Source organism: Actinomadura madurae (assembly GCF_900115095.1).
In the GTDB taxonomy this organism is placed as follows: Bacteria; Actinomycetota; Actinomycetes; order Streptosporangiales; family Streptosporangiaceae; genus Spirillospora; species Spirillospora madurae.
The window spans coordinates 178951-190720 of the sequence record NZ_FOVH01000008.1; the positions used below are offsets into that span (position 1 = coordinate 178951).

11 protein-coding genes are annotated in these 11770 nt (G+C 74.1%); 2 read left to right on the forward strand and 9 right to left on the reverse strand.

Annotated features, from left to right (window positions below):
• Window positions 1-6: 6 nt before the first annotated feature.
• The 7 genes from bsaP to BM339_RS22925 all read right to left on the reverse strand — a co-directional run bounded on the left by bsaP (window position 7) and on the right by BM339_RS22925 (window position 7067).
• Window positions 7-207, reverse strand: a complete 201-nt coding sequence (bsaP, locus tag BM339_RS22895) for a biotin synthase auxiliary protein BsaP (RefSeq protein ID WP_256255421.1) — start codon at window positions 205-207, stop codon at window positions 7-9.
• A gap of 9 nt (window positions 208-216) precedes the next feature.
• A complete protein-coding gene (locus BM339_RS22900; RefSeq protein WP_075022153.1) occupies window positions 217-1581 on the reverse strand; it encodes an acetyl-CoA carboxylase biotin carboxylase subunit in 1365 nt (454 codons plus the stop codon).
• Between the two features lie 69 nt (window positions 1582-1650).
• A complete protein-coding gene (locus BM339_RS22905; RefSeq protein ID WP_024935404.1) occupies window positions 1651-2472 on the reverse strand; it encodes an SCO6745 family protein in 822 nt (273 codons plus the stop codon).
• Between the two features lie 89 nt (window positions 2473-2561).
• Window positions 2562-3347 (reverse strand): XdhC family protein, encoded by a 786-nt coding sequence (locus BM339_RS22910; RefSeq protein ID WP_075022154.1) that lies wholly within the window; start codon window positions 3345-3347, stop codon window positions 2562-2564.
• Window positions 3347-5731 (reverse strand): aerobic carbon-monoxide dehydrogenase large subunit, encoded by a 2385-nt coding sequence (locus tag BM339_RS22915; protein ID WP_021597372.1) that lies wholly within the window; start codon window positions 5729-5731, stop codon window positions 3347-3349. The genes BM339_RS22910 and BM339_RS22915 overlap by 1 nt, the downstream gene beginning before the upstream one ends.
• The gene (locus BM339_RS22920) at window positions 5728-6204 is read right to left on the reverse strand and encodes a (2Fe-2S)-binding protein (RefSeq protein WP_021597373.1); all 477 of its coding nucleotides are present in this window, start codon (window positions 6202-6204) and stop codon (window positions 5728-5730) included. The genes BM339_RS22915 and BM339_RS22920 overlap by 4 nt, the downstream gene beginning before the upstream one ends.
• Window positions 6201-7067 (reverse strand): FAD binding domain-containing protein, encoded by an 867-nt coding sequence (locus tag BM339_RS22925; RefSeq protein WP_021597374.1) that lies wholly within the window; start codon window positions 7065-7067, stop codon window positions 6201-6203. The genes BM339_RS22920 and BM339_RS22925 overlap by 4 nt, the downstream gene beginning before the upstream one ends.
• A 113-nt stretch (window positions 7068-7180) precedes the next feature.
• Here BM339_RS22925 and BM339_RS22930 point away from each other — a divergent pair, with 113 nt between their 5' ends.
• The gene (locus tag BM339_RS22930) at window positions 7181-8104 is read left to right on the forward strand and encodes a LysR family transcriptional regulator (protein ID WP_075022155.1); all 924 of its coding nucleotides are present in this window, start codon (window positions 7181-7183) and stop codon (window positions 8102-8104) included.
• 52 nt (window positions 8105-8156) lie between these two features.
• Here the strand turns inward: BM339_RS22930 and fusA are convergent, their stop codons facing one another.
• Both fusA and BM339_RS22940 read right to left on the reverse strand, forming a co-directional pair.
• Complete coding sequence (gene fusA, locus BM339_RS22935) at window positions 8157-10166, reverse strand: elongation factor G (RefSeq protein ID WP_075022156.1); 2010 nt, start codon at window positions 10164-10166, stop codon at window positions 8157-8159.
• A gap of 118 nt (window positions 10167-10284) precedes the next feature.
• Window positions 10285-10905, reverse strand: coding sequence for a GntR family transcriptional regulator (locus BM339_RS22940; RefSeq protein ID WP_021597377.1), 621 nt, complete (start codon window positions 10903-10905; stop codon window positions 10285-10287).
• 81 nt (window positions 10906-10986) lie between these two features.
• Between BM339_RS22940 and BM339_RS22945 the strand changes: the two genes are divergently transcribed.
• The gene (locus tag BM339_RS22945) at window positions 10987-11748 is read left to right on the forward strand and encodes an NAD(P)-dependent oxidoreductase (RefSeq protein WP_075022157.1); all 762 of its coding nucleotides are present in this window, start codon (window positions 10987-10989) and stop codon (window positions 11746-11748) included.
• The last annotated feature ends 22 nt before the right edge of the window (window positions 11749-11770 follow it).

Genomic DNA, 11770 nt, shown 5'->3' on the forward strand with positions numbered 1-11770 from the left:
GGCGTCCTAGGACGCGTCCTGCAGCGCGCCGTGCCACGAGCAGCGGGCCGTCCAGCCGAGCGGCGTGACCTGGACGATCATGCGGCGGCGGCAGTGCACGCAGTAGCGGGGCGGCTCCATCTCGCGGGCGGCGCGGCAGGACGCGTGGGCGCCCTCGGCGGCGGGCTCGCCGCAGCGGTCGCAGTACACGGGCTCGTCTCGGGGCACGGCGCCACTCTACGACGAGCCGGCGCTCTCCGACGGGCGGGTCGGGCGCATGCGGCCGACGATCCCGGTGTCGTAGGTCCCGTCCGCGAACCCGGGGACGCCGAGCAACTCGCGCAGGAAGGGCAGGTTCGTCGGCGGGCCCTCGATGCGGAACGCGTCGAGGGCGGCCCTGGCGCGGGCGAGCGCGTGGCCGCGGTCGTCGCCGTGGACGGTCAGCTTGGCGAGCAGGGGGTGGTAGTACGGCGTGACGGTGTTGCCCTCGGCGTATCCGGTGTCGATGCGGATGCCGTCGCCGGCGGGCTCCTCCCACACCTTGATCTCGCCGGAGCCGGGGCGGAACTCCCGCGGGTCCTCGGCGTGGACGCGGAACGCTACGGCGTGGCCGCGCGGCGTCGCGTCCGTGAACGAGACGGGCTCCCCGGCGGCGATGCGGAACTGCTGCTCGACGAGGTCGATGCCGGTGACCATCTCGGTGACGACGTGCCCGGACGGCAGCCGGGTGCTCATCTCCAGGAACGCGAAGTCCTGCGCGGCGGGGTCGACGAGGAACTCGACGCTGCCCGCGCCCCGGTAGCCGACGGCCTCGCCCGCGCGGGCGGCGGCGGCCAGCAGGCGGTCGCGGAGGGCGGGGGTGACGCCCGGCGACGGCGTCTCCTCGACGATCTTCTGGTACCGGCGCTGGACGGAGCAGTCGCGCTCGCCGAGCGCGAGGACCGCGCCGTCCGCGAGGCCGAGGATCTGCACCTCGATGTGCAGGGCGCCCGGGACGTACCGCTCCAGGAGCACCGCGCCGTGGCCGAAGACGCGGTCGGCGGCGGCGCGGGCCGTCTCGTAGGCGGGGCGCAGGCCCGCGGCGTCGTGCGCGACGGCCAGGCCGAGGCCGCCGTCGCCCGCGGCGGGCTTCACCATGACGGGGTAGCCGATCCGCTCGGCCTCCTCGGCCGCGGTGCCGGCGTCCGGGACCGGTTCCCAGCCGGCGGGCCCGACGGGGACGCCCGCCTCCCGCATCAGGTTCCGGGAGTTGATCTTGTCGCTCATCCGGGCGATGGCGAGCGGCGGCGGGCCGGCCCAGACCAGGCCGGCGTCCGTGACCTGCCGGGCGAACGCGGCGCTCTCGGCGAGGACGCCGTCGCCGGGATGGATCGCCTGCGCGTTCGTCCGGCGCGCGGCCTCCAGGATCGCGGCGGCGTTGAGGTAGCTGCGGGCCGGGTCGGCGGGCCCGATCAGGACGGCCTCGTCGGCCTCCGCGACGAACGGCAGCCCCTCGTCGGCGTCGGAGTGCACCGCGATGGCCTTGAGCCCCATCGCGCGGGCGGTCCGCACGATCCGTCCGGCGATCTCCCCGCGGTTCGCCACGAGCACGGACTCGAACACTTGCGGACACCCCTAGCGCGCCAGACGACCCGATCGGCGCGAGCCTAGCGGAGACCCTCCGGCGGCGCGCTAGGAGAGGCTGAAGAGGCCGCCGTCCACGACGGCCCTGCCGAAGGGGCGGGCCAGTTCGGCGAGGCGCTCGCAGCCGTCCTCGCCCAGGGCGGCGTAGGCGGGGAGCGCGAGCGCGTCGGTGCGGTCCTCGATGCGCTGGCGGAAGGCCTCGCCCTCGGGGCTGAGGGACTCGCCGTCGAGCAGGCCGCGCCCGCGGAGGCTCTCGGCGGTCGCCTCCCATTCCTCGGCGGGCCACGCGCGGGTCGCCGTCAGGAACTTCTTGGGCATGGTGCCGGTGGCCACGTGCAGGACGAGGGCCTCGACCGGGGTGACGCCCTCCGTGGTGAGGACGGCGATGTGCCCGTCCCCGCGGAACTCGCGCAGGAGGGTCTGCGCCCACCAGAGCTGCAGGATCGGCTCGTCCGGCCAGGGCAGTGCCGCGTGCGCCGCGTAGAGGGGCCTGCCCTGGGCGTGGTCGCCGGCGGCCTCGGCCGCGCGGCGGGCCAGGGAGACGGTCTCCTCCAGGCCGGGGAGCCGGTCGACGCCGCCGCGGCGGAGGGCGGCGGCGGCCGCGTCCGCCCGGGCGTCGAGCACCTGCTCGGGGGACGCCTTCTCCCAGGCGGCGGGGATGGCCGCGCGGACGACGTCGGGGTTGAAGTTGTAGAACGTCGCGATGACGACCTCGGCGGAGGCGCGCCCGAAGGCCGCCGCGCGGGACGCGAAGTAGGCGGTCCGGGCGTCCAGGCCGAGGGCGCCGTACCGCTCCGGCGCCTCCGGAACGAAGTAGATCATCGAGTGGACCGGTTCCAGCCGCCGCCATGCCTGCCGTGCCGCTCGCATCCGCCGCCTCCGTCTCTCACCGGGAGCCCGGGCGGCAGGAATGTACCGACCGGTCGGAATGCGAACCTAATTCTAGGCGTGCGCGGCCGTCAACCTCCGTGGTGGCAGCACTCCCCCGTCTCGGCCGACGACACCTCCACCGGGGACACCTCCACCGGGGACACCCGCTGCGCGGGGCGCTCCGCGCGGGGACGCAGCGAGAGGATCTCCGCGAGCACCGACAGCGCGATCTCGGGTGCGGTGCGGGCGCCGATGTCCAGCCCCGCCGGGGTGTGGACCCGCTCGCCGCCCTCCAGGTCCGCGGTCACCGCGGCGCCCCGCTTCCGGCTGGCGATCAGGCCGACGTAGGGGACGGCGGCGTCCAGCGCGGCCCGCAGGACGGCCTCCTCGTCGCGCCCGTGGGTGGCGACCACGACCGCCGCCGCGTCCGGCGACGGCGGGTCGGCCGTCCCCGCCGGGCGGGCGTCGAACCCGGCCGCCCGCCCCACCTCGGTCAGCGCACGCGCGACCGGCCCGTCGCCGTAGACGTTGATCAGCGCGGGCGGGATCACCGCTTCGAGGAACACGTCGACCGTCCCGCCGGACAGGCACGGGTTGCTCACCGTCACCATCCCCTCCAGAGGCGAGGTGTCCGCGGCGGGCGTGATGCGCAGCAGGGTCGACCGGCCCGACCGGAGCAGCTGGAGCGCCTGGTCGCGCACGGCCGACTCGGCGCAGTGGCCTCCGACGAACCCCTCCATCGTCCCGTCCGGCAGGACGAGCGCCCGGTCGCCGGTCTTCGCGCTCGTCGGGCGCTCCGCCCGCACGACCGTGGCGAGGACGTACGGCGTCCGCTCGCCGCGCAGCCGCTCCGCCAGTTCCGCGTTCTCGTTCATCATGGGATCGCCAGGTCAGTGCGGAACGGGCGCCCCTGGATGACGCGCCAGACGTTCGCCGGGGTGAGCGGCATGTCGGCGTGCCGGACGCCGTAGGGCGCGAGCGCGTCCACGACCGCGTTGACGATCGCGGCGGGCGAGCCGACGGTCGCGGACTCGCCGACGCCCTTCGCGCCGAGCGGGTGGTGCGGCGAGGGCGTGACGGTCTCGCCGAGCTCCCACGACGGGCACTCCATCGAGGTGGGCAGCAGGTAGTCCATGAACGAGGCGCCGAGGTGGTTGCCGTCCTCGTCGAACGCCATGACCTGCATGAGCGCCATCCCGACGCCGTCGGCGAGCCCGCCGTGCACCTGCCCCTCGACGATCATCGGGTTGATCCGGACGCCGCAGTCGTCGACCGCGACGAACCGGCGGACGGTGACCTTGCCCGTTCCCGGGTCGACGTCCACGACGGCGATGTAGGCGCCGAACGGGTAGGTGAGGTTGGGCGGGTTGTAGACGGTCGTCGCGTCGAGATGCCCCTCGACCCCCTCCGGGAGTTCGAGGCTGCCGTGCGCGGCCATCGCGATCTCCTGGATGGTGGCCCCGGACGACGGGTCGCCGCGCACGATCCAGCGTCCCGGCGTCCACTCCAGGTCCTCCGGGGCGGCCTCCAGCATCGCGCCCGCGACGATCCGGGCCCGCTCGCGCACCTTCCGCGCGACGACCGCCGTCGCCGCGCCGGACACCGGCGTCGACCGCGACCCGTAGGTGCCGAGGCCGAACGGCGTCTGGTCGGTGTCGCCGTGGACGACCTCGACGTCGTCCACCGGCATTCCCAGCTCCTCCGCCACGATCTGCGCGAACGTCGTCTCGTGCCCCTGGCCCTGCGTCTGGACGGAGATGCGCAGCACCGCCTTCCCGGTCGGGTGGACGCGCAGCTCGGCGCCGTCGGCCATGCCGAGCCCGAGGATGTCCATGTGCTTGCGCGGCCCGGCGCCGACGGCCTCGGTGAAGAAGCTGATGCCGATGCCCATCAGCGGCCCGTCGCCCCTCTCGCGCCGGTCGGCCTGCTCCGCGCGCAGCTTGTCATAGCCCGCGATGTCGAGGGCTTTGCGCAGGGTGCGCGGGTAGTCGCCGGAGTCGTACTCCCAGCCGGTGGCCGTGGAATACGGGAACTGGTCGGCGCGCAGCAGGTTGCGCAGCCGCAGCTCCGCCGGGTCGGTGTCCAGCTCGGCCGCCAGCACGTCGATCATCCGCTCGACCAGGTAGGCGGCCTCGGTGATGCGGAACGAGCACGCGTAGGCGACGCCGCCGGGCGCCTTGTTGGTGTAGACGCCGGTGACGGCGCAGTGCGCGGCCTCGATGTCGTAGGAACCGGTGAACACGTGGAAGAACCCGGCCGGGAACTTGGTCGGCTGCGCGGTGCCGTTGAAGGCGCCGTGGTCGGCGAGCACCTTCACGCGCAGGCCGCGGATGCGCCCGTCCCGCGTCGCGGCGATCTCGCCCCGCATGTGGTAGTCGCGGGCGAAGGAGGTCGTCATCAGGTTCTCCGACCGGTCCTCCATCCATTTGACCGGGCGGCCGGTGACGATCGACCCGACGATGGCGCATACGTAGCCCGGGTAGATGCCGACCTTGTTGCCGAAGCCGCCGCCGATGTCGGGCGAGACGACCCGGATCTTGTGCTCGGGCAGCCCGGCGACGAGCGCGTAGACGGTGCGGTGCGCGTGCGGGGCCTGGGTCGTGGTGTGGACGGTGAGCTTGCCGGTCACCTTGTCCATGTCCGCGACGATCCCGCACGTCTCCAGCGGCGCCGGATGGACCCGCGGGTACAGGACGTCCTGGGCGACGACCACCTCGGCCTCGTCGAAGACGCGGGCGGTCTCGTCCGCGTCGCCCGCCTCCCAGTCGAAGATGCGGTTGTCGGCGCGGCCCTCCACGTCGTCGCGGATGAGCGGGGCGCCGTCGTCCAGCGCCTCGCGGGCGTCGATCACCGGGGGCAGCGCCTCGTAGTCGACGTCGATGAGCTCCAGCGCGTCCCGCGCCGCGTAGTGCGACTCGGCGACGACGAACGCGACCTCCTGGCCCTGGAACCGCACCTTGTCGGTCGCGAGGACCGCCTGCACGTCGCCGGACAGCGTCGGCATCCACGCGAGGTTCAGCCCGGCCAGCGTCTCGCCGGTGATCACCGCCCTGACCTGCGGGTGCGCCTCAGCCGCCGTGGTGTCGACGGAGACGAGCCGGGCGTGCGCGTGAGGGCTGCGCAGCACCGCCCCGTACAGCATCCCCGGCAGCTTGATGTCGTCGACGTAGGTGCCCTTGCCCCGGATGAACCGGGCGTCCTCCTTGCGCGGCACCCTGCCGAACCCGCGGTGCCCGTTCTCGCTCACGACCTCGCTCATGACGTCACTTCCCGGGAGGAGTGCTCGGCGGCCCACCGGACGGACCGGACGATGTTCTCGTAGCCGGTGCACCGGCAGATCTGGCCCGACACCGCCTCGCGGATCTCCGCCTCGGACGGGTCGGGGCTGTGGTCGAGGAGCCACCGCGACGTCATCAGCATCCCCGGCGTGCAGAACCCGCACTGGAGGCCGTGGCACTCGCTGAAGCCCTTCTGGACGGGGTCCAGTTCCCCGTCCCGCTCCAGGCCCTCCACGGTGCGGACCTCCTTGCCGGACGCCATCACCGCCAGGACCGTGCACGACTTCACCGGCACCCCGTCCAGCCACACGACGCAGGCGCCGCAGTTGGACGTGTCGCACCCCCAGTGCGTCCCGGTGAGGTCCAGTTCGTCCCGCAGGAAGTGGACGAGCAGCAGCCGCGGCTCGACGTCGTGGGTGTACGGCTGCCCGTTGACCGTCACGGTGATGTTCACGGCAGGCACCTCTCGTAGGCGCGGCGCAGCGCGCGGGTGGTCAGCTCCCCGGCCAGGTGGCGCTTGTAGTCGGCGGGGCCCCGCTGGTCGGACCCGGGGTCGCAGTGCTCGGCGGCCACCCGCCCCGCCTCGGCGAAGACCTCCTCGGACGGGACGGCGCCGCGCAGCACGTCCTCCGCCTCCGCGGCGGTGAAGTGCTCCGCCCGCACGGCCGTCAGGCCGATCCCGGCCTCGGCGATCCGCCCGTCCGCCAGCCTCAGCACGGCGCCCGCGGCGGCGAGCGGCCAGTCCCCCACCCGCCGCTCGACCTTGACGTAGGCGCTCGAACCTCCGGGGCGGATCGGCACCCGGAGCTCGGTCAGCAGCTCGCCGGGCTCCACGACCGTCTCGTACGGGCCGGTGTGGAACTCCCGGACCGGCACCACCCGCTCCCCGTCCGGTCCCCTGATCACCGCCGACGCCCGCAGCGCGGCGAACGCCGCCGCCAGGTCCTCGGACGGGTCGGCCTGGCAGAGCGAGCCGCCGACCGTCCCCCGGTTGCGCACCACCGGGTCGGCGATCACCCGTTCCGCGTCGTGCAGGATCGGGAAGTGCTCCCCCGCGACGGCGGAGCCCAGCAGCTCGGCGTGCCGGACGAGCGCGCCCACGCACAGGGCGTCGCCCTCGATCCGGATGCGGGCCAGCTCCGCCACGTCGTTGATGTCGACCAGGGCCTCGGGCTGCGCCAGGCGCAGCTTCATCATCGGGAGCAGGCTGTGGCCGCCCGCCAGGACCCTCGCCTCGTCGCCGTGGCGCGCCAGCAGCGCCAGCGCCTCCTCGACGGTCGTCGCCTTCGCGTACTCGAAGTTCGCGGGAACCTGCACGGCGTCCCCCTCGGAGTGGGATGTGACGAGATTCTCACTCCGCCCGCATCCAGGGACAACAGCCGGATAAGCGAAGGGTTAACGCGGGCCGCCCGGAGGTCCAGACTGGCGGTATGACGCTGACGCAGCTCGGCGCTTTCGTCCTCGTCGCCCGGCTCGGCTCGGTTAAGGAGGCCGCGCGGGCGCTGAACGTGAGCGAGCCCGCCGTGTCGCAGGCGCTCGCCGCGCTGCGCCAGCACCTCGGCGACCCGCTGCTGGTCCGCGGGCCCGGCGGGATGACGCTGACCGAGGGCGGCGCGCGCCTGCTGCCGATCGCGTCGCAGATGGTGGTGCTCGGCGCGGAGGCGGAGGGCGCGGTCCGCGCGGCCCGGGGCGCGCCCGAGGCGCTGCGGGTCGTCGCCGTCCCCGCCATCGCCGAGTTCGTCGCGACCTCGCTGCTGGACGCGTTCGCCGCCCGCTCGTCCCGTCCCGTCGAGGGCAGCGCGGGCGTCGTCGCCGGGCGCGAGATGCCCGTCCTGCTGCACAACCGCCTCGCCGACGTCGCCCTCGGGCCCCGCCTCGCCGACGACCCGGGCCTCGTCAGCGAGCCCGTCTACCGCGCCGCCCTGGTCGCCGTGGGCACGGTCCCCGCCCCGCGCCCGCTGTGGCTGGTCGACCCGTCCGGCACCGACCCGGGCAGCGAGACCGCGCGGCTGCTGCGCCGGCTGAAGGTGCCCGAGGACAGGATCCGGGTCTACCCCAACCAGACCGCGGCCTGGGCCGCCGCAGCGGACGGCGACGGCCTCGCGATCGCCCTCGCCCATCTGGTCGCGCCGCGCGTCCAGCGCGGCGAGCTGCACGTCATCGCGACCCCCGCGACCCCGCTGGAGATCCGCTGGCACGCCACGACGCTGGCGCCGGACCGCCGGCCGCCGCTGGCCGGGGTGTTCCGCCGGTTCCTGGCGACCGCCGAGGCGCTGCACATCATGCGCTCCCCGGGCTCGGGCGTGCCGCCGTCCCGCTTCCGCCCGCCGGTCTACGTGACCATCTGGAGCTGACCGGGGCCGCACCTCGGTACGGCCCCGGTCGCGCCTCAGCCCCGGTCGGGCCTCAGCCGGCCGCGATGACGGTCTCGGCGACCGCCGGCGGGACCTCGGCGTAGGCGGCGAACCGCATGGTGAACACGCCGCGGCCCGACGTCGTCCCGCGCAGGTGCCCGACGTAGCCGAACATCTCCGCCAGCGGGACGAGGGCCTGGACGGTCCACGCGCCCGCGCGCTCGCCGGTCCCCTCGATCCGGCCCCGGCGGGAGTTGAGATCGCCGATCACCGCGCCCAGGTACTCCTCGGGGGTGATGACCTCGACGGCCATCACCGGTTCGAGCAGCGCCGGGGACGCGCGCCGGACCGCCTCCCGGAACGCCAGCGAACCGGCGATCTTGAAGGCGAGCTCGGACGAGTCGACCGGGTGGAAGTCGCCGTCCAGGAGGGTGACGCGCACGCCGGTCATCTCGTGCCCGGCGAGCACGCCGGTCTGCATCGCCTCCTGGCAGCCCGCGTCCACGGACGGGATGAACTCCTTCGGGATCCGCCCGCCGGTGACCCGGTTGACGAACTCGTACCCGTCCTCGATGGGCTCGACGGAGATCTGCACCTTCGCGTACTGGCCCTTGCCTCCCGACTGCTTGCGGTGCGTCAGGTCGACCCGCTCCACCGCCCGGCGGACGGTCTCGCGGTAGGCGACCCGCGGACGGCCGACATTGGCCTCGACGCCGTACTCCTCCTTCATGCGGTCGATGAGGATCTCCAGGTGGAGCTCGCCCATGCCGCCGATGACGGTCTGCCCGTCCTCGTCGTGGACCTGGAACGACGGGTCCTCCTCCGAGAGCCGCTGGACGGCGGCGCCCAGCCGTTCCACGTCGGCCTTGGACCTCGGCTCGATCGCGACCTCGATCACCGGGGCCGGGAAGTCCATGGACTCCAGGACCACCGGATGGGCGGCGTCGCACAGCGTCTCGCCGGTGGTGGTCTGCTTCAGGCCCATGACGGCGACGATGTCGCCCGCCCCGGCCGAGGCGATCTCCTCCCGCGCGTCCGCGTGCATGCGGTAGATCTTGCCGATCCGCTCCTTGCGCTCCTTCACGCTGTTCAGCACCTGCGCGCCCGCCACGAGACGCCCGGAGTAGATCCGGACGAACGTGAGCCGGCCCAGGTGCCGGTCGGCCATGATCTTGAAGGCGAGCGCGGCCAGCGGCCGGTCGTCGGAGACGTCCTGCACGTCCAGCGGTGACGGCAGGTACCGCACGACCGCGTCGAGCAGGGGCTGGACGCCCTTGTTCTTGAACGCGCTCCCGCACAGCACCGGGGTGACGGCGGACGCGACCGTGAGCCGCCGGACGGCCGCGTGCAGCTGCTCCTCGGACGGCTCCGTGCCGGCCAGGTACAGCTCCATGGCCTCCTCGTCGCGCTCGGCGACCGTCTCGATGAGCGCGGCCCGCCACGCGCGGACGTCCTCGGCCATGCCCGGCGGGACGCCGGTGACCGCGTACTCCCCGTCCGACCAGACGCGGGCGCGCTCGGAGACGAGGTCGACGACCCCGGCGAACCCGGCCTCGGCGCCGATCGGCAGCTGCATGACCAGCGGGACGGCCCCGAGCCGCTCCCTGATCATGCCGACGCAGCGCGCGAAGTCCGCGCCCGCCCGGTCGAGCTTGTTGACGAAGCAGATCCGCGGCACGCCGTACCGGTCGGCCTGGCGCCACACCGTCTCCGACTGCGGTTCGACGCCCGCGACGCCGTCGAACACGGCCACGGCGCCGTCGAGCACGCGCAGGCAGCGTTCGACCTCGATGGTGAAGTCGACGTGGCCCGGCGTGTCGATCAGGTTGATCGTGTACCCGTCCCAGTGGCAGGTCGTGGCCGCGGACGTGATGGTGATGCCGTGGTCGCGCTCCTGCTTCATGAAGTCCAGCGCCGTGTTGCCGTGGTGGACCTCGCCGATGCGGTGCGACACGCCGGTGAAGAAGAGGATGCGCTCGGCGGTCGTCGTCTTCCCGGCGTCGATGTGCGCCATGATCCCGATGTTGCGGACCTTGGTCAGAGCAAGGGTCGTGGTTGTCATCGGGGATCCTCCTCTTCTCTCTGATGACGACCGCCGCCGGGCAAGATCGCCCTGTGCGGCACCGTGACCGTAACGGCCGGGAGAGGAGGACCGCGAAGGGTTTTCCGCTACGGCGCCGCTACGGCGCTATCTCGCGGAGCGTCTCGATGACGCTGCGGAGGTGGGCGCGGGCCGCCTCCTCGGCGGCGGCGGGGTCGCGGGCGGCGATGGCGTCGATGATGTCCAGGTGCTGCGGGAGGGAGACCTGGGGCCGGCCGGGGTGCATGGCCAGCCGGAACTGGTGCCGGACGTTCTGGGCGCGCAGCCGCTCCAGCACCTCCGACGCCGTGGCCTGGCCGCTGACCTCGCGGACGCGGCTGTGCAGGCGCTCGTTGAGCCGGGAGTAGCCGAGCACGTCGCCGGACGCGACCGCGGTCCGCATCGCCTCGCCGATCTCCTGGAGGGCGGCGACGTCGGCCGGGGTGGCGCGCTCGGCGGCCTTGGCGGCGCACAGCCCCTCGATCACCATCCGCACCTCGGAGATCTCCACGGCCTCCTCCAGGGACACGGCGCGGACGCGGGCGCCGCGGTTCTGGACGCGCTCGATCAGGCCCTCGTTGGCGAGCTCGACGAGCGCCGCCCGCACGCCGGCGCGGCTCGCGGCGAACCGCTCGGACAGGTCGGCCTCGATCAGCCGCTGGTTCGGGACGAACTCGCCGCTCAGGATCGCCTCGCGGATCCCGGCCACCACGTCGCTCACGGGGTCCCCCAGATTGTCGCCAATTTTGTCGCTGATCTAGGGTAGCCGGTGACGCGGATGCCGGACGCGAGGGAGGGACGCATGACGGTCATCGCCGTACTGGGGCTCGGTGAGGCGGGCGGCGCGATCGCGCGCGACCTCGTGGCGGCGGGGGCGGTCGTGCGCGGCTACGACCCGCTCGTCGCGGCGTCCGGCGGGATCGTCCAGGCCGGAAGCGAGGGGGAGGCCGCGTCCGGCTCCGACCTCGTGCTGAGCGTCAACAGCGCGCACGACGCGGTCGCGGCCTTCAAGGCCGGGATCGGCGGGGTCGGGGACGGCGCGGTCTGGGCGGACCTGAACACCGGGTCGCCGGGCCTGAAGCGGGAGCTGGACGGCATCGCCCGGCAGGGCGGCGTCCCGTTCGCCGACGTCGCGATCATGGCGCCGGTGCCCGGCCGCGGGCTGCGCACGCCGATGCTGGCCGCCGGGGACGGCGCCGCCCGCGCCGCCGCCCTGCTCGGCCCGCTCGGCGCCCGCGTCGAGGTCATGGACGCCGAGGCCGGCGCGGCCGCGGGCCGCAAGCTGCTCCGCAGCGTGTTCTTCAAGGGGCTCGCCGGGTCGGTCGTCGAGGCGCTGGAGGCGGCGCGGGCGGCCGGCTGCGAGGACTGGCTGCGCGGCAACATCGTCGAGGAGCTGTCCGCGGCCGGCGAGCACACCGTGGACCGGCTCGTGGACGGGACGTACAAGCACGCCGTCCGCCGCGCCGCCGAGATGGAGGCCGCGGCGACCATGCTGGACGAGCTCGACGTCCCGCCCACCATGGCCGCGGCCAGCCGCGACCTGCTGAGGCGCTTGTCCGGCTGACCGGCCGCTTCCCTTCACCCCG

Coding starts and splice junctions, on each gene's coding strand:
- BM339_RS22905 (WP_024935404.1), bottom strand. CDS start 2,472: ATGCGAGCGGCACGGCAGGCATGGCGGCGGCTGGAACCGGTCCACTCG.
- BM339_RS22915 (WP_021597372.1), bottom strand. CDS start 5,731: ATGAGCGAGGTCGTGAGCGAGAACGGGCACCGCGGGTTCGGCAGGGTG.
- BM339_RS22910 (WP_075022154.1), bottom strand. CDS start 3,347: ATGAACGAGAACGCGGAACTGGCGGAGCGGCTGCGCGGCGAGCGGACG.
- BM339_RS22930 (WP_075022155.1), top strand. CDS start 7,181: ATGACGCTGACGCAGCTCGGCGCTTTCGTCCTCGTCGCCCGGCTCGGC.
- fusA (WP_075022156.1), bottom strand. CDS start 10,166: ATGACAACCACGACCCTTGCTCTGACCAAGGTCCGCAACATCGGGATC.
- BM339_RS22945 (WP_075022157.1), top strand. CDS start 10,987: ATGACGGTCATCGCCGTACTGGGGCTCGGTGAGGCGGGCGGCGCGATC.